Below are 17,357 nucleotides of genomic sequence, written 5' to 3'. Positions count from 1 at the left end.
AAATTAAAGTTGTGAGGGCTTTTTTACGTCGAAATGCCATTGATAAAGGGAAGGCTATTTGACGGTAAGGCTATTTCTCGTGGCGTTCCCGCAGGCGGCCGATCACTTTACTGAGATCCAAATTCTGATCTTGCAGCAGAACCAGCAAATGATAAATCAGATCGGCCGCTTCATTCGTCAGTTCTTCTCGATCGTTTACCGTTGCCGCTAGCGCAGTTTCTACGCCTTCTTCCCCAACTTTCTGCGCGATACGCTTGGTGCCGCTGGCGTAGAGGCTGGCGGTATAAGAACTGCCAGGATCGGCGTTTTTACGTTCAGCTAGCAATTGTTCCAGCTGATACAGGAAACCCCAGTCGCTGGCTGCCGGCGAGAAGCAGCTGTTATTGCCTAAATGGCAGGTTGGGCCAATCGGATTAACTAAAATCAAGAGGGTATCGTTATCGCAGTCAGGGTAGATATTGACTACGTTGAGGAAATGACCAGAGCTTTCGCCTTTAGTCCATAGACGCTGTTTAGTGCGGGAGAAAAAGGTGACTTTGCCTGATTTCTCAGTTGCTGCTAACGCTTCCCGATTCATGTATCCCATCATCAGAACCTCACCGGAGACGGCATGCTGAACGATAGTTGGCATCATGTTATCGACTTTTTCCCAATCTAGCTGGTTGATCTGTTGTTCAGTTAACACACTCTTATCTCCACGCCTTGTTCAGACAAATAGGTTTTTAACTCGCCAATATTAATGATCTGTTTATGGAATACCGATGCTGCTAAAGCGCCATCGACGTCCGCATCGCGGAAGGCTTCCAGAAAATGTTCCGGCGTACCCGCGCCACCGGATGCGATCAACGGTACACGGCAAATAGCGCGCATTTGTTTGAGCTGACGTAAGTCATAGCCGTTGCGTACCCCATCCTGATTCATCATATTCAGAACAATTTCACCGGCGCCGCGTAACTGTACTTCACGAATCCAGTCTTCAGTTTGCCAGGTGGTGGCTTTGGTGCGTTTTTCATCGCCGGTGAATTGATAAACCTGATAACTATCGCTTTCTGCATCGTACCAAGTATCAATCCCTACGACGATGCACTGTACGCCATAGCGATCGGCCAAACGAGTGATCAAAGTTGGATCGGCCAGAGCTGGAGAGTTGATAGAGATCTTATCTGCGCCGTAGGTCAGGATCTGGCCAGCATCCTCGACGCTTTTAATACCACCAGCAACGCAAAAAGGAATATCGATCACTTCGGCAACGCGAGCTACCCAGCTTTTATCCACGACCCGACCATCAGATGATGCGGTGATATCATAAAACACCAGTTCATCTGCACCTTCTGCGGCATAACGCTGCGCCAGAGGAACGATATCGCCGATGACCTCATGGTTGCGAAACTGAACACCTTTGACAACCTGTCCGTCTTTCACATCCAGACAGGGAATTATGCGTTTTGCCAGCATGCGATCGCCTCCTTCACATTAAATTTTCCGTCTAGTAAGGCGCGGCCTACAATAACGCCTTGGACTCCGCTGGTGCGTAGTCTGGCAATATCATCCAGACAGCCAATACCACCAGAGGCTTGAAAAGCCACTTGCGGATAGCTGGCGCATACTTCCTGATACAGTTCGACGTTAGAACCCGCCAGCGTGCCATCGCGAGAAATATCGGTGCAGAGGACGTGTTTCAGACCAAAAGGCAGGTATTGTTCGATAATGTGTTCCAGCGTGACGTTGGAGTTTTCCTGCCAGCCGCTGATAGCGACTTCTTTACGGCTGGTTTTATCAATACGTACATCCAGCGCTAGAACAATGGCATCGGCGCCGTAACGTTCAAACCAGCTCTGTACCAATTCTGGCTGCCTTATCGCCGTTGAACCAATCACCACGCGGGTGGCACCAGCCTCCAGCAGGGCTGCTACATCCTGTTCATTACGAATGCCACCGCCGACCTGCACCGGTACATCCACACCGGCCAGTAGCTCACGCAATAATGGGATCTGGCGGGCTGAAGGATCTTTAGCTCCGGTTAGGTCTACCAGATGTAAAACCTGCGCGCCTTGCTGCTGATAATCCTGTAAACGCGGCAATGGGTGATTGCCGTAATCGCGCTGTTGGCCGTAGTCGCCTTGATGCAAACGCACCACTTTGCCTTCGATCAAATCCAAAGCGGGAATAATCATGGTGCCTACATCTCCAAAAAGTTTTTCAGCAATTGTGCGCCTGCTGCACCCGAACGTTCCGGATGAAACTGCACGCCAAAGAAGTTGTCTTTTTCGACCGCGGCGGTAAACGGCTCGCCGTAGTTGGCCTGGGCGATGGTATTTGGGCATATTGGCATCGCATATCCGTGGACAAAATAGAAGTAGGTGCCATCGGCAATGCCGCGGAACAGATGATTACCTGCCTGAGCAGAAATCTGATTCCAACCCATATGCGGTAGCGGTAAGCCAAAATCGGTCATAAGTTTTACCGGTGCATCGATGATACCCAAGGTATCGATACCACCGCTTTCCTCACTGCGGCTAGCCAAGAGCTGCATACCCAGACAAATCCCCAGAACCGGCTGAGTACAGGCTTTGATCAACTCGATCAGTTCCCGTTCTTTGAGTTGTTCCATGGCAGCATGGGCGGTACCTACGCCGGGCAAAAACAGCTTATCGGCTCGTAGAGCGATTTCCGGATCGCGGCTAACGACCGGCTCGTAGCCCAGACGTTGAACCGCGTAGGTCACGGAGGAGAGATTGGCGCATCCGGTGTCCAGAATGACCACGTTCATTACAGTACTCCTTTCGAGCTTGGCAACGTATTGCCTTCGACGCGAATGGCCTGACGCAGCGTGCGGCCAAAGACCTTAAACAAACTCTCAACCCGGTGGTGATCGTTGCGACCCTTGGTTTTCAGGTGCAGGGTACAGGCCATGGCGTAAGACAGCGAACGGAAGAAGTGCTCAACCATTTCGGTACTTAAATCCCCAACGCGCTGATAATTAAATTCGGCTTTATATTCCAGATGTGGGCGGCCTGAGATATCCAGTGCGCAGCGCGCCAGACATTCGTCCATCGGCAACACAAAACCGAAACGGCCAATACCGCGTTTGTCACCCAACGCAGTGTTAATGGCCTCACCCAGTGCTAATGCGGTGTCTTCCACGGTGTGGTGATCGTCGATATAAAGGTCGCCACTAACCTGAATATCCATACGGAATCCTCCGTGGGTGGCGATCTGATCCAACATATGATCGAAGAAACCTACGCCTGTTTTTATTTTGCTGCCACCTTCTCGATCCAGCCACACGTTCACATCAATGGCGGTTTCTTTGGTCACGCGGTTAACATGGGCGTGGCGATCTCGCTGAGTCAGCTGTTTGGCTATCTGCGACCAGTTCAGACCGTCGCGTTGATAGCGCAGTCCACAAATGCCCATATTTTCGGCCAGCTGTAGATCGGTTTCTCTATCACCAATCACATAGCTATTGGCCCCGTTCATCACGCCGTCGGTCAGATAGTTTTCTACCAGCGCCGTCTTAGGCTTGCGGCAGGCGCAGTTATCTGCTGGGAGGTGCGGACAGATTAAGACGTCCTCGAAGTGGATGCCTTGGGAAGTAAAAATCTGCATCATCAAATTGTGCGGCGGATCGAAGGTTTCCTGCGGGAAACTGTCCGTTCCCAGACCATCCTGATTAGTGATCATCACCAGTTTGTAATCGGCTTTTTGCAGAGCCAGCAGGGCAGGTATCACTTCCGGTTCCAGCGCCAGTTTGTCCAGCCGATCAACCTGATAGTCTTCTGGCGGTTCAGCAATCAGGGTGCCGTCGCGGTCAATAAAAAGAAATTTCTGGCTCATAACGTTCCCTTCAAAGGCTGGATGATGATGTATTGGTTGCATTGGGACTCTTGATACCGGGTAAAGTGGCTAGGGCTGAAATAACCCGTTCGCATTCCTGGCGAGTGCCAATAGTGATACGTAGGCACCCAGACAATCCCGGCTGTTTATTCTGGTCTCTCAGGATAATACCTTGATCCCACAAGCTTTTAAACACGCTGCTGGAAGCAGAAAATCGTGCCAGAACATAGTTTGTTTCACTGCTAAATACCTGTTCTACGCAGTCGCAATGTTGCAATTCGCCGATGAACCATTCGCGAGTGGTTCGTATCTCGGCCACTCGCTGGCGCATGGCGGTGATACCTTGCGGACTCAGTGCCTGCGCCGCGATATCCGCTACCGGAGTGGAAAGCGGGTAAGGAGCAATCACTTTCAGTAGCAGCTGGATAATATCGTTGTTAGCCAGCGTAAAGCCACAGCGTAAACCGGCTAAAGCAAAAGCTTTAGATAGCGTGCGCAAAATTACTAAATTCGGATAATCTTTTAACCATTCACTGACGCTAGCCTGCGGGCAAAACTCGATATAAGCCTCATCTATCGCCACGACAGCGCGGTCTTTGGCCAACGCCAGTACCTGACGTAAATCCTGCTGATCAATCAGGTTTCCTGTGGGGTTATTTGGGCTACAGACATAAATGACTTTTACGCCATCCAGGTTGTCTGCAATCGCCGGTAAGTCCAATTGCCAGTCTTCTTTCGCTGGTACGATACGCCGTTTTACGCCAAAGGTTTCTGCGCTGACCGAATACATGCCATAGGTCGGTGGGCAGAATAAAATGGCATCTTGACCCGGTTCGCAAAAGGCGCGAATCAACAGTTCGATACCTTCGTCTGCGCCTCGGCTGACCAATACTTGATCGGCTCCTATGCCTGCATAATCGGCATAGCGTTCAATGACTTGCTTCGGTTGACATTCTGGGTAACGGTTAAAGGTTTGCGCCGTTAATGTAAAGTCCGGAGCTTGCGGATATTCGTTGGCGTTTAGCCATACATCGCCGTTGCCGCCCAGTCGGCGCGCCGACATATAAGGAGTCAGTTCGCGCACATTGGCGCGGGCCAGATCGGTAATAGACTCACTCATTTTGACTCCTTTTTCATGGCGTTAAGGGCGGTAACTCGCAGGGTAACGGCATTTTTATGGGCCGTTAGCTGTTCTGCCTGCGCTAGAATTTCAATGGTCGGTGCTAAATCCAGTAAACCTTGCGGTGTTAACTGTTGCACAGTCATGCGTTTTACGAAGTCTGCTAAGCCTAAACTTGAATAAGTTGAGGTATAGCCGTAAGTCGGTAATACGTGATTGGTGCCGGAGGCGTAATCGCCAGCGGATTCCGGCGACCAATCGCCAAGGAATACCGAACCGGCGTTCTCAATCAGATCGACCATTTTTTCCGGTTCACGCGTTTGCAGAATCAAGTGCTCCGGGCCGTATTGGTTACTGATATCAAGACATTGCTGGAGATCTTTGGTGACAATAAGACGACTGCTTTCCAGCGCCTGACGGGCGATAGAAGAACGAGAAAGCTGAGCCAGCTGTTTTTCCACTTCAACGGCAACGGCCTGAGCAATGGCGGCATCCGGAGTGAGCAGAATCACCTGCGAATCAGGGCCATGCTCTGCCTGAGAAAGCAGATCTGAGGCAACAAAAGCTGGCGTAGCACCGCTGTCGGCAATCACCAGCACTTCTGACGGACCTGCGGGCATATCAATAGCGGCACCATCGAGGCGTTGACTGACCTGACGTTTCGCTTCCGTGACGTAGGCATTGCCCGGCCCGAAGATTTTGTCCACTTTTGGGACGGATTCGCTGCCAAAAGCCATGGCGGCAATAGCCTGTGCGCCGCCAAGCTGGAACACTTCTTCAATGCCACAAAGCTGTGCGGCGTAGAGAATCTCATCGGCAATCGGCGGCGGTGAACATAGCACTACGCGTTTACACCCAGCAATGCGAGCTGGAGTTCCCAGCATTAATACGGTTGAAGGCAGCGGGGCAGAACCGCCTGGAATATACAGGCCGACGGAAGCTATAGGGCGCGTGATTTGCTGACAGCGCACCCCCGGCTGGGTTTCGACGTCAACCAGCGGCGTTTTTTGTGCTTTATGGAAGATTTCAATATTGCGTACTGCCTGCGCCATTGCCTGTTTAACATCATCCTCCAGACGTGCCGAAGCGGCGGCAATATCGGCAGCACTGATACGAATATCGGCTACCTGCACTTTGTCAAAACGCTGGCTGAAGTCGCGCAGGGCACTATCACCCTCGCTTTTCACCCGATCCAATATCTCATTCACCGCGGCAGTAATACGCTCTGAGGCGCTGATTGCCGGGCGTGTCAGTAACGCTTTTTGCTGTTCTGAACTGCATTGCTGCCAGTCGATCAGAGTATTGAAGTTCGTCGGCTGCATGGTTTACTCCATCATCTTTTCAATAGGTAGAACCAGAATAGAGCTGGCGCCCAGCGCTTTTAGTTTCTCCATGGTTTCCCAGAACAGGGTTTCGCTGCTAACCATGTGCATGGCTACGCGGCTTTTATCACCGGCCAATGGCAGAATCGTTGGGCGTTCGGCGCCTGGAAGCAGAGTAATGATTTCATCCAGACGTTCGCTCGGCGCGTGCATCATGATGTATTTCGACTCTCGAGCTTGAATAACGCCTTGAATTCGGGTCATCAGGCGGTCGATTAGCTGCTGTTTAGCTTCTGGCATTTCGCCATCTCGTTGAATCAAACAGGCTTTTGAACGATAAATGACTTCTACTTCTCGCAGCCCGTTGGCTTCCAATGTGGCACCGGTTGATACTAAATCGCAGATGGCATCGGCCAGACCGGCGCGGGGAGCCACTTCAACGGAGCCATTCAGTAAACAGGATTTAAAACGGACGCCTTGTTTATCAAGGTATTGCTTTAGCAGATGCGGGTAAGAGGTGGCAATTCGGCTATTTTGCAAACATTGTGGGCCACTGTATTCCGCATCCAGCGGGGTTGCCAGAGACAGGCGGCAAGTACCAAAATCCAAGCGGCGCAGGGTAAAGTAACGAGGATCTTCCCCTTGGGCGCGACGGTTAAGTAATTCTTCTTCCAGAACGTTTTCGCCAATAATGCCCAAATCAACTACGCCGTCCATAACCAGGCCGGGGATATCGTCATCGCGAACGCGCAGGATATCGATAGGCATGTTTTCGGCGAAGGCAATCAGGCGCTGTTGTTGCAGGTTGATTTTGATACCACAGCGCGACAGCAGTTCTTGGGAATCTTCGCTCAGGCGGCCTGATTTCTGCATTGCGATACGTAAACGTGTTTTATCCAACATGGTAAACCTCATAACTTATTCATTTAAATTCAAAAGTTTTGGGCAATAAAAAAACCCTCGGAAGATAATCTTCCGAGGGTTTTCTTTAATGCGTTCTTACGCCACCTGGAAGATTCGTTAACCGTCTTCCAGCACACATCGGCCTGTCAGACTAGTCAGGATGATGGTGATGATGGTGATTAAATTGAACGCGATTCATAATAGTTTCTCACTTTGGGTTATAGGCTCGCGCCAGTAACCAGAATTTGTAAAGTATCGTTTGCTCTGTCAATCAACCTAAACTATCTGATGATGTGAAAGCAATCTTTTTTTATTAAGATGATTTTATTTCACAGTGATAACCCCTGCGATTCGGGACTATCCTCTTATTCAGATGACTCATTGCTGCCGTCGAATTTGTAAGCCGTATATTTAGCGTGTTACGCCTTGGTATTATCCTGATTTGAGGGTAATTTGGCATGATGAATGGAAGATGACTCGGCCATAACCCAATAACTTAGGGGCCTGAGCCATAAGATTTTACTGCATAGGCAGGAGAGCAGATTGATGAAAAAGGTCGCTATCATAGGTTTAGGCTGGTTGGGAATGCCGTTGGCCCAGTCCTTGCTGCGGCGGGGCATTCAGGTGGTGGGGAGCAAAACTACGCCTGACGGCGTAGATGCGGCCCGTATGAGCGGTATTGAGTGTTATCAGTTGGTTCTGACACCGGAGCTGATTTGCGATCCGGACGATTTGCCACATCTGTTCGATGCGGATGCCTTGGTCGTGACCTTGCCAGCTAGCCGAACCGCTGAGGGAGGCGAAAACTATTTTCTGGCGGTGCAGCAGGTGGTTGATAGCGCTTTAGTTTATGGCGTTCCACGCATCATTTTCACCAGTTCTACCTCGGTTTATGGCGATACCGTTGGAAAAGTGAAAGAAGATTCGCCGCTGAATCCGGTTTCGGTGGCGGGGAAAACGCTGGTGGAATTAGAGCAATGGTTGCATCGACTACCCCATACTTCTGTTGATATTCTTCGGCTTGCTGGGTTGGTCGGCAATGAGCGTCATCCGGGGCGTTTTCTGGCGGGAAAAACGGGCGTAAAAGGCGGTTCGCAAGGGGTGAATTTGGTTCATCAAGATGACGTGATCGCTGCCATTGAACTGCTGCTGAAGTTACCTAAAGGCGGACATATTTACAATTTATGTGCGCCTAAGCATCCGGTCAAAAAAGATTTTTACCCTGAATTTGCCCGAGGATTGCAACTGACACCACCGGAGTTTGCACCTGAAGAGGAAGAGCAGCCCAGCCGTCTGGTTGATGGTAGTCGGATATGTAGCGAACTGGGGTTTGAGTACACTTATCCGGATCCAGAAAGAATGCCGGTAAGCTGATAGTTAAGTGTGAAAAAGTGTGTGGATCGGATTTCGGTTAGCAGTCGTTCGGTTAATCTTGAGCGGGGTGATATCAACCGAAATCTGATCCTTTTGACAGAGTAAAATTCAGCTTAATCCAATCTCGATCACTTGCTTAAATGCCGGACGCTGGCTGATTTGCTGATACCAACGTTCCAGATGCGGATAGTGGCTGCGTTCGATCGGTAAATTGAACCAGGCATAAGCGATGCAACCCAAAGGAATGTCTCCGACACCAAAGTGTTGGCCAGATAAATAAGGTTGTTTTTCCAATTCGCCGTTTGCAATTCCCATCAGCGCATCCCATTCTTTTATGCCCTGCTGAATTTTCTGTTTGTCCTGCTGTTCCGGTGGAGTTCGCACCAAACCAACAAATACGGCTTTGAACGGAGCGGCTAAAGTCTGAGCCCAATCCATCCATTTTTCTGCGCTGGCACGCTGTTGGATGTCCGCTAGGTAAAGTGTGCTCTTTTGGCCGTATTTCAACGCAATGTAGCGGACGATCGCGTTAGATTCCCACAAAATAAAGTCGTCGTCTTGCAGGCAGGGAATCAGCCCGTTAGGGTTTAGTGAACGGTAGTTTGGGTCGTCCAGCTTGCCAAATTTGCCGCCGGCATCAATTTGCTGATATTTCATGCCCAATTCTTCCAGACACCACAGTACTTTTTTTACATTGGTGGAATTGTTTCTACCCCAAACTTTCAACATTGATTCCTCACTTATTGACCTGGATGATTCGGTCTAACCGAAGTGTTATCGTCACTATAAGCCGGTTTCATAGCCTAAAGAAGTATGATTGTGTATCAAATACTTACCGTGCCAATGAGCGATATTCCAGTCGTGGAGAATAGCGAGATCTGCCAATTGATTATTGGGATTGATAACCGTCGCGTAATCTACAAACTCCAACATTGGTCGATCGTTTATTGAGTCGCTGTAGCCATAAGTATTCGAAAAACATAGATGTGGCGAGTTATTCAGCCACTCATTGATGCGCAGAACCTTACCTTCGCGAAAAGTGAGAACGCCGTAGGTTTCTCCGGTAATCCGGTTATCTTTCAGCGCGACACCAATGGCCAACGCAGTATCGGCGCCTAATTGACGTGCAATGGGCGCGACTAAATGCTCGCCGCTGGCCGAGATAATCAGAATATGATCTCCCCGTTGTCGATGCCAATCCAACTGCTCCCGCGCCTGCGGATACACTCGCGGCAAAATTTCCTGCTGAATAAAGCTTTCAACCCAACCAGTTACTTCTTGTGTGGAATAGCCGACTAGCGGAGCCAGTGTGGCGTGCATGTAACATTCCATGGAAAGTTGGCCACGGTAATAATCCTTCATCAATTCCTGTTCTTTTTTTAGCAAAGACAGCGGCGCCAGTTTTTTTGCCACTAACCAGCGCAGCCACAGGCTGGCACTGTCTTCACAAATCACGGTTTCATCTAAATCAAATAAGGCTAAGTCCATCGGCTACCTCTCAATGCATTTATAACTATTAAAGTGTGGCACAGTCGGGGGAATGAGCCTGAAGCAGGAACAACCGCAGTGATACAGCCATTAACCGATAAAGTAATCCAGTAGATGAATATTGGGTAGCGAATTGACTACGTATCCTAAGAGTAAACGGAACCGCTGTTTCCTATGGCGTAGATTATGGGTTATGGCAAAAGATTTTCTGTTTTCAACCGTCGTTAGGAGGAAAAAGAGCCAAAAGAATAAGTCAAAACTGTGACCATTTAATGGCGGAAAGGGGCATTTCTATAGATTTTCACGGTTATTTCTTCTCTTTCTACACACATCATTCTCCGTGAAAGAAATAACATAGAACCTAAAAATATTGGTGGTGGGCAGATTTTGCGTGTTAATTGTTTATATCGTTTGGATATAGATTGTTAAATAAATAGACGAGAATGCTCTTAAAGAGGCGCGAGATATACTCTACAAGAACCTTGTCATCAGTCTGTTTTTCCCCACTGCTTAGGAGCTGATTATGTTTGTTATTCGTTTGTATTGTTGTCCGGTATTTATGGGTTCTGAGCAGGATAAAACGCGGAATAATCATACTACCGGAGTAGAAAATGAATCACGAAACAACACGTTACCGTCTACCTCTTCTGGATCTGTCTCAGCTTAAGTGCGGAGAAACCCAGCGCCAGGCATTTTTGACCGAATTACGCCATGCGGCACGAGATATCGGCTTTTTCTACCTAACCGGACACGGAGTCAATCCCGAGCTGTCCCGGCAAATTCAACACCTTTCCCGACGTTTCTTTCAGTTACCCACCGCCGATAAACTGACGGTGGAAATGGTGCATTCCCCTCATTTTCGCGGATATAACCGAGCAGCTTCCGAGCTGACTCGCGGGCAACCGGACTGGCGCGAACAGTTTGATATCGGCGCGGAGCGTTCCCCCTTGAAACTGCGCCCGGAAACCCCCGCTTGGGCGCGTTTACAGGGGCCAAATCAGTGGCCGCCAGCTTTGCCGGAATTGAAGCCTCTATTACTACAATGGCAAGCGGAAATGACTCAAATGGCGCTGCGTTTGCTACAGGCTTTTGCGCTGGCGTTGGAACTGGATGAACACGCTTTTGATGAGCTTTATGGTGATAAACCTAATGAGCATATCAAACTGATTCGCTATCCGGGGCGAGAGACTACCCAAAGCGGGCAGGGCGTGGGCGCTCATAAGGATTCAGGCTTCCTGAGTTTCTTGCTACAGGATAACCAAAAGGGGTTGCAGGTTGAGGTGGAGGACGGCTTATGGATTGATGTCGAGCCGTTGGAAAACTCTTTTGTTGTCAACATTGGCGAGTTGTTGGAGCTGGCGACCAACGGTTATCTGCGCGCCACGGTGCATCGGGTTGAAACGCCGCCAGCGGGTGTCGATCGGCTGTCCATTGCCTTTTTCCTCGGGGCGCGTCTGGATGCGGTGGTGCCTTTGTATCAGTTGCCTGAACATTTGGCGGCAGAAGCCAGCGGCCCCGCCAGCGATCCGCTCAACCCGTTGTTTCGGGACGTCGGTGTTAACTATTTAAAAGGGCGCTTACGTTCCCATCCAGATGTAGCTCAACGCTACTACCCGGATGTGTTAGCCACTGCTGAATTAACGACAGCTTAATCCTATTGCTGATAACTGAATCAATTGCCTGAGGTAATAACGATGAATAATACGTTTGCAATGGGTTTTGCGCGTACCGCGCTGATCACGGCGTTGGCATTTTCCCTTTCTACTCAGGCTTACGCGGCAGATGCGCTACGGGTGGCTGCCGATCCGGTGCCTCACGCCGAGATTTTACAGTTTGTACAGAAATTGGATCCGTCGCTGAATCTGAAAGTGATTGAAATTCCGAACGGTGTGAATTCTAACGAACTGTTGGCACATGGAGATGTGGACGCTAATTATTTCCAGCATGCGCCTTATCTCCATTCACAGGAACAGGCGCTAGGGCAAAAATTTGCCATCGTCGCGACGGTACACGTGGAGCCGTTGGGTATTTATTCCCATAAGCATAAAACTTTCGCTGAAGTACCAGAAAAGGGCACGGTCGCCGTACCCAATAATGTGACCAACCTGAGTCGCGCGCTGTATTTATTACAAGATCAGGGGCTTATCACGCTAAAAGCGGGATTTACCGATCCGGCTAAACATCAGGCTACGCCGAAGGATATTGCCGGTAACCCCAAGCAATTGAGGGTTCTGGAAATAGAATCGCCACAGATTCCTCGCTCGCTGGATGACGTTGATTTGGCGGTAATTAACGGAAATTACGCGTTAGAGGCGGGGTTAAATCCAGCGAAAGATGCGCTTGGGCTGGAAAAAGCCGCTGGCAATCCTTACGCCAATATTCTAGTGACAACGCCTGCCTTAGAAAATGATCAACGTATCAAACAGTTAGTCAAAGATTTGCAGTCGCCGCAGGTGGCTAAGTTTATCGCCGAAAAGTATGCCGGCTCGGTGATTCCAGTGGCCGCCGTGGACAGCAAATCATGATCGCCATCGAACGGCTGAGTAAAACCTATCAGCAAGCTGGGCAGCCGATGGTTGCCCTACAGGATGTTTCGCTGACGGTGCCTACTGGTTCGGTATTTGGCATAGTGGGGCGCAGCGGCGCGGGGAAAAGTACCTTAATTCGTTGCTTAAATCTGTTGGAGCGGCCTACTTCGGGCCGTATTCAACTTGATGGCCGAGAATTGACCACGCTTGGCGATAAAGCACTGCGCGTCGAGCGTCAGAATATCGGTATGATTTTTCAAAATTTCCATTTGCTGCACTCGCGCAATGTCAGCGACAACGTCGCGGTGCCGCTGGAAATTATCGGCATAGGAAAAACCGAGCGAAGACGGCGCGTTGCCGAGTTATTGGCGTTGGTCGGATTGTTGGATAAAGCCGCAGCTTTTCCCTCCCAACTTTCCGGTGGGCAAAAACAGCGGGTAGGTATCGCTCGGGCGCTGGCGGCCAAGCCGAATTATCTGCTGTCTGACGAAGCGACCAGCGCGCTTGATCCAGAAACCACCACCTCCATTCTGGCGTTGCTTAGAGCCATTAATCAGCAGCTTGGATTAACCATAGTGCTAATTACCCATGAACTGGAGGTGGTGAAATCCATCTGTAATTACGCAGCATTAATGGAGAAAGGCCGAGTGATTGAAACCGGCGCCATTACAGATTTGCTAGCTAATCCCGCATCGCGCCTTGGGAAGTCACTGTTGCCGGCCTGCGGCAGCGAGCTGTTGAGCGGTACGCCGGTGGCGGAATTGACTTTCTTCGATACGCTATTGGCTTCGCCGGTGTTAAGCGCATTGGCGCAGCAGCATGCGGTTGGCGTCAGGTTGCTGGGCGGTGGCGTAGAATCTATTGGCGGTCAACGGGTTGGGCGTCTGCAGGTGGATTTTAGTCATCCGGAAGGTGGGCTAAATCTGGCCGAAGTGCTGCAATTTCTAAACGAACGCGGCGTGAGGGCGGAATTGATATGAGTAACGGCATGGATTGGCAAGAATTATTGGATTTGGTTACAAATGCTACCGGTGAGACTCTGTATATGGTGATATTGGCTACGTTTTTCACCTTATTAATCGGTTTGCCTTTGGGGATTCTGCTGTTTATATCCCGTAAAGATGGCGTTTTCCCCCTGTTGCGTATCAATGCTTTGATTGGCGCAATCGTGAATCTGGGGCGTTCCATGCCGTTTGTGGTACTGCTGATCGCGTTGATTCCGATTACCCGCTGGATTATCGGCACCACGCTAGGCAGTACGGCAGCAGTGGTTCCTATTACTTTAGGAGCCATTCCTTTTTTTGCCCGCGTAGTCGAAGCGGCATTGGACGAAGTGGATAAAGGACGTATCGAAGCGATTTTATCTATGGGCGGTTCGGCGCGGCACGTCATCCAGAAAGTTTTACTGCCGGAGGCTCTACCGGCACTGTTAGCTGGCGTGACGTTAACGGTAGTCATGCTGGTGGGATTTTCTTCTATGGCGGGCGTGATAGGCGGCGGTGGGCTGGGCGATTTGGCTATTCGCTATGGTTATCAGCGCTTTAATAATGAAGTGATGGTTGCCACTTTAGTGGTACTAGTCATTTTGGTTCAGGGAGTACAAAGTTTGGGCGATCGTTGGGTGAGATCTTTGGCGCACCGACGTTAATACAACGCGTTTTGTTTATTTAACCTCATACTCGCCCGCAGGTCACGCGGGCTGTTGTATTCCTTATATGCTGACACCGCGGAATTTTATTTCCAAAATGGGCGATTATAATCACGCTGAATATCGCTGCGGCTCATACCAATATCCCGTAGCTGATTTTCGGTGAGTCTTAGCAGCGTATGCATTGCCAGCCGCCGTTGGTTCCAGCCAGACAGAGCATTCCCTATTTTCAGGCTAAAACGCAGTAACACATTTCGCCGATTCTCTTTATCCTGTGATTGGGATAAATGGCATTTATCTGTTTGATTATTAACAATATGACTCATTGCTCGTGACTCCTTATCGGTGGAATATCAGCATGAGGCTTTGGCTAAAAACATTACAGATGCAAATAGGGACTATTATTTCCATACAGATGTGAGATAAATGAACTGAATGGTGAGAAATTGCGCCATCTGTACTGGTTATTAATTCTCAGGTGGTGCTATTTGTGACACGCTATCAACAATTGGCTGATATTCTCAGCGAGCGCATTGAACAAGGATTGTATTCTTGTGGTGAACGGTTACCTTCCGTCAGGCTGCTAAGCGAGGAGCACGGCGTCAGCATCAGTACGGTCCAGCAGGCTTATCGTTCTTTGGAAAAGTGTCTATTGATCGAGGCCAGAGCCAAATCTGGTTATTTTGTGCGTGGGAATCAACGGCGTCCGGATCTGCCTGCGGTTTGCCGCCATGCCCAGAGGCCGGTAGAAATCTCACAGTGGGAACACACGCTGGCATTTCTGCATGACAGTACCGGAGAAGACGTATTGCATTTAGGCTCAGGTACGCCCGATATTTCAGGCCCCGGCATAAAGGTGCTCAGCCGGTTGCTTAGCCGTATCAGTTTGCACCAAAGTGAAGAAATCATGGCTTATGGCAGTTTGCAGGGAAGCCTGATTTTACGCGAACAAATTGCCCGCCTGATGCTGGATAGCGGTAATCACCAGTCAGCGGAAAATATCATTATTACCGCCGGTTGCCACGGTGCTTTAGCTATTGCCTTGGGCGCTGTATGTCAGCCTGGCGATATTGTCGCCGTTGATTCACCCAGCTTTCATGGCACCATGCAAAGTCTGAAAGGCATGGGGATGAAAGTGATTGAAATTCCGACGGATCCGGTGATCGGCATGAGTCTGGAAGCGTTGGAAATGGCGCTGGAACAGTGGCCGATCAAAGCCGTTCAGCTCACGCCCACCTGCAATAATCCGCTGGGTTACAATATGCCAGATGTGCGTAAAAAAGCCTTACTCATCTTGGCTCAGCGTTACGATATCGCCATTATTGAAGACGATGTTTACGGTTCTCTGGCCTACCAATATCCGCGACCGGCGACTATTGCCTCGTTTGACGACGATGGCCGAGTGTTACTGTGCAGCTCATTTTCTAAGACTTTGGCTCCGGGGCTGCGCGTTGGCTGGATTGCGCCGGGGCGCTATTTAGAAAAAGCGTTACATATTAAATACATTACTGCTGGGCGAACCCCTACGTTGCAACAATTAGCGGTAGCGGAGTTTATTCGACAAGGAGATTTCACCCAGCACCTGCGACGGATGCGCCGTCAGTATCAGCAAAATCTCGATATTATGACCAATTGGGTGACCAAATATTTTCCGCCCAGCACTTGCCTGAGTCGGCCACAGGGCGGTTTTATGCTGTGGGTAGAACTGCCTGAAGGGTTTGATTCTTTGCGCCTTAACCGCATGTTATTGCCTCACAAAGTACAGATCGCAGCTGGTTTTATCAGCTCGGCGTCGGGGAAATACCGTAATTCTCTGAGGTTATGTTTTAGCAAACCGATGACGGACGAAATTGAGCAAGCGGTTAAATTGGTAGGTAAAACGGTCAGTGAAATGCTGGCGGAAGGTTAAGGAAAACGTTTGATAAACGGCCCGATAGCGGGCCGTTGGTGACTTAAATCTATTCTGGCTGGGATTAACCCGCCAATGCCTGCGCTAAATCGGCGATCAGGTCTTCGGTATCTTCAATCCCGACTGAAAGACGTAATAACTGCGGCGTAATGCCGTGTTTAAGGCGAATATCCAAGGGGATAGAAGCGTGGGTCATGCTGTAAGGAAGGCTAATCAGGCTTTCAACACCCCCCAAACTTTCCGCTAAAGTAAACAGATGAGAACGTTTAATCACTTCGCGGGCATACTCTGGTTCGCCTTTCAGGCGCACGGCGATCATGCCGCCAAAACCGGACATTTGCTGACGCGCCAACTGATGCTGAGGATGGCTTTCCAACCCAGGATAATACACCGCTTCTACCTGCGGTTGCTGTTCCAGCCACTGGGCAATGCGCAAAGCGCTTTCATTGTGACGTGACATACGCAAAGCTAGAGTGCGTAGGCCGCGCAGCGTCAGGAAACTGCTGAACGGGTCGAGAATCCCACCTACCGCATTGTGTAAAAAACTGAGTTGTTCCGCTAATTCTGAGTTATTTCCTACTGCGGCGACACCGGCTACCACGTCCGAATGGCCGTTCAGATATTTAGTGGCTGAATGCACCACAATATCAAAACCCAAATCCAGTGGGCGTTGGATGTAAGGCGAGGCAAAGGTGTTATCCGCCACGCTGATTAATTGATGCTTTTTAGCCATTGCGGCGATGGCGGCCAGATCAGCCAGTTTTAGCAACGGATTGGTGGGAGTTTCCACCCAAATCATTTTAGTCTCTGGTTGAATCGCCTGTTCCAGTGCGGCAGTATCCGCTGGCGAAACGTAGGTTACGCGTAGGCCAGCGGTGCGATTACGCACTTTTTCCAGCAGGCGATAAGTGCCACCGTACAGATCGTCCACCGCGACAATATGGCTGCCCTGATCCAATAATTCTAACACCGTTGAACAAGCCGCTAGACCAGAGGCAAAAGCATAGCCTCGCGTGCCGTTCTCCAACTCAGCAATGGCTTTCTCCAACGCGCAGCGGGTAGGATTCCCGCTGCGGGAATATTCGTAGCCGGTGTGCTCTCCCGGCGCGGGCTGAGCGAAAGTGGAGGTCGCGTAAATCGCGGGCATCACTGCGCCAGTGCTGTCTGGGGTATAACCGGCGTGTACAGTCAGGGTGTCAAACTTTGCCATGATAAAGTCCTTGAAATA

General features: G+C 50.0%; 19 protein-coding genes and 1 other annotated feature. Of the genes, 6 read left to right on the top strand and 13 right to left on the bottom strand.

What is annotated here, in order from left to right; genetic code table 11:
• Positions 1–70 precede the first annotated feature (70 nt).
• The 9 genes from hisIE to hisL all read right to left on the bottom strand — a co-directional run bounded on the left by hisIE (position 71) and on the right by hisL (position 7,381).
• A complete protein-coding gene (gene hisIE / locus AD970_RS01665) occupies positions 71–685 on the bottom strand; it encodes a bifunctional phosphoribosyl-AMP cyclohydrolase/phosphoribosyl-ATP diphosphatase HisIE (protein WP_049596589.1) in 615 nt (204 codons plus the stop codon).
• Positions 679–1,455 (bottom strand): imidazole glycerol phosphate synthase subunit HisF, encoded by a 777-nt coding sequence (hisF, locus tag AD970_RS01660; protein ID WP_049596588.1) that lies wholly within the window; start codon positions 1,453–1,455, stop codon positions 679–681. The genes hisIE and hisF overlap by 7 nt, the downstream gene beginning before the upstream one ends.
• Positions 1,437–2,174 carry a 1-(5-phosphoribosyl)-5-[(5-phosphoribosylamino)methylideneamino]imidazole-4-carboxamide isomerase gene (gene hisA, locus AD970_RS01655; RefSeq protein WP_049596587.1) on the bottom strand — a complete coding sequence of 246 codons (738 nt, stop codon included), beginning with the start codon at positions 2,172–2,174 and terminating at the stop codon, positions 1,437–1,439. The genes hisF and hisA overlap by 19 nt, the downstream gene beginning before the upstream one ends.
• Positions 2,175–2,179: 5 nt before the next feature.
• Entirely contained in the window at positions 2,180–2,770 is a 591-nt protein-coding gene (gene hisH / locus AD970_RS01650; protein WP_049596586.1) for an imidazole glycerol phosphate synthase subunit HisH, read from the bottom strand.
• Positions 2,770–3,837: a bifunctional histidinol-phosphatase/imidazoleglycerol-phosphate dehydratase HisB gene (hisB, locus tag AD970_RS01645; protein WP_049596585.1), complete on the bottom strand. Its 1,068-nt coding sequence runs from the start codon at positions 3,835–3,837 to the stop codon at positions 2,770–2,772. Before hisB ends, hisH begins: the two co-directional genes overlap by 1 nt.
• Before the next feature lie 10 nt (positions 3,838–3,847).
• Positions 3,848–4,957 (bottom strand): histidinol-phosphate transaminase, encoded by a 1,110-nt coding sequence (hisC, locus tag AD970_RS01640; RefSeq protein WP_049596584.1) that lies wholly within the window; start codon positions 4,955–4,957, stop codon positions 3,848–3,850.
• Entirely contained in the window at positions 4,954–6,279 is a 1,326-nt protein-coding gene (hisD, locus tag AD970_RS01635; RefSeq protein ID WP_049596583.1) for a histidinol dehydrogenase, read from the bottom strand. Before hisD ends, hisC begins: the two co-directional genes overlap by 4 nt.
• 3 nt (positions 6,280–6,282) lie before the next feature.
• Complete coding sequence (gene hisG / locus AD970_RS01630; protein ID WP_049596582.1) at positions 6,283–7,182, bottom strand: ATP phosphoribosyltransferase; 900 nt, start codon at positions 7,180–7,182, stop codon at positions 6,283–6,285.
• A 45-nt stretch (positions 7,183–7,227) separates the two neighbouring features.
• Positions 7,228–7,358: a sequence feature (His leader region), on the bottom strand.
• Positions 7,334–7,381: a his operon leader peptide gene (hisL, locus tag AD970_RS19490; protein WP_002231208.1), complete on the bottom strand. Its 48-nt coding sequence runs from the start codon at positions 7,379–7,381 to the stop codon at positions 7,334–7,336. (Overlaps the previous feature by 25 nt.)
• A 347-nt stretch (positions 7,382–7,728) precedes the next feature.
• Here hisL and AD970_RS01625 point away from each other — a divergent pair, with 347 nt between their 5' ends.
• Positions 7,729–8,556, top strand: a complete 828-nt coding sequence (locus AD970_RS01625) for an SDR family oxidoreductase (protein ID WP_049596581.1) — start codon at positions 7,729–7,731, stop codon at positions 8,554–8,556.
• A 108-nt stretch (positions 8,557–8,664) separates the two neighbouring features.
• Here AD970_RS01625 and AD970_RS01620 read toward each other — a convergent pair whose 3' ends face one another.
• Positions 8,665–9,285, bottom strand: a complete 621-nt coding sequence (locus tag AD970_RS01620; protein ID WP_049596580.1) for a glutathione S-transferase family protein — start codon at positions 9,283–9,285, stop codon at positions 8,665–8,667.
• Positions 9,286–9,339: 54 nt separating this feature from the next.
• A complete protein-coding gene (locus AD970_RS01615; RefSeq protein WP_049596579.1) occupies positions 9,340–10,044 on the bottom strand; it encodes an HAD family hydrolase in 705 nt (234 codons plus the stop codon).
• 611 nt (positions 10,045–10,655) lie between these two features.
• Between AD970_RS01615 and AD970_RS01610 the strand changes: the two genes are divergently transcribed.
• Genes AD970_RS01610 through AD970_RS01595 form a run of 4 tightly spaced genes read left to right on the top strand, consistent with a single transcriptional unit; the run spans position 10,656 to position 14,220 of the window.
• Positions 10,656–11,696: an isopenicillin N synthase family dioxygenase gene (locus AD970_RS01610; protein WP_049596578.1), complete on the top strand. Its 1,041-nt coding sequence runs from the start codon at positions 10,656–10,658 to the stop codon at positions 11,694–11,696.
• 42 nt (positions 11,697–11,738) lie between these two features.
• Positions 11,739–12,569: a MetQ/NlpA family ABC transporter substrate-binding protein gene (locus tag AD970_RS01605; protein WP_049596577.1), complete on the top strand. Its 831-nt coding sequence runs from the start codon at positions 11,739–11,741 to the stop codon at positions 12,567–12,569.
• Positions 12,566–13,552 carry a methionine ABC transporter ATP-binding protein gene (locus tag AD970_RS01600; RefSeq protein WP_049596576.1) on the top strand — a complete coding sequence of 329 codons (987 nt, stop codon included), beginning with the start codon at positions 12,566–12,568 and terminating at the stop codon, positions 13,550–13,552. The genes AD970_RS01605 and AD970_RS01600 overlap by 4 nt, the downstream gene beginning before the upstream one ends.
• Entirely contained in the window at positions 13,549–14,220 is a 672-nt protein-coding gene (locus tag AD970_RS01595; protein ID WP_049596575.1) for a methionine ABC transporter permease, read from the top strand. Before AD970_RS01600 ends, AD970_RS01595 begins: the two co-directional genes overlap by 4 nt.
• 86 nt (positions 14,221–14,306) lie before the next feature.
• On the opposite strand, the gene AD970_RS01590 is transcribed toward AD970_RS01595, so the two are convergent.
• Positions 14,307–14,546 carry a DUF1127 domain-containing protein gene (locus AD970_RS01590; RefSeq protein WP_049596574.1) on the bottom strand — a complete coding sequence of 80 codons (240 nt, stop codon included), beginning with the start codon at positions 14,544–14,546 and terminating at the stop codon, positions 14,307–14,309.
• 164 nt (positions 14,547–14,710) lie between these two features.
• On the opposite strand from AD970_RS01590, the gene AD970_RS01585 reads away from it, so the two are divergent.
• Positions 14,711–16,129: an aminotransferase-like domain-containing protein gene (locus AD970_RS01585; protein ID WP_049596573.1), complete on the top strand. Its 1,419-nt coding sequence runs from the start codon at positions 14,711–14,713 to the stop codon at positions 16,127–16,129.
• Positions 16,130–16,193: 64 nt separating this feature from the next.
• Here the strand turns inward: AD970_RS01585 and AD970_RS01580 are convergent, their stop codons facing one another.
• Complete coding sequence (locus AD970_RS01580) at positions 16,194–17,339, bottom strand: trans-sulfuration enzyme family protein (RefSeq protein ID WP_049596572.1); 1,146 nt, start codon at positions 17,337–17,339, stop codon at positions 16,194–16,196.
• Between the last annotated feature and the right edge of the window lie 18 nt (positions 17,340–17,357).

This window comes from Yersinia nurmii (assembly GCF_001112925.1).
GTDB classification, from domain to species: Bacteria; Pseudomonadota; Gammaproteobacteria; order Enterobacterales; family Enterobacteriaceae; genus Yersinia; species Yersinia nurmii.
This window is presented reverse-complemented; position numbering and strand designations above follow the sequence as displayed.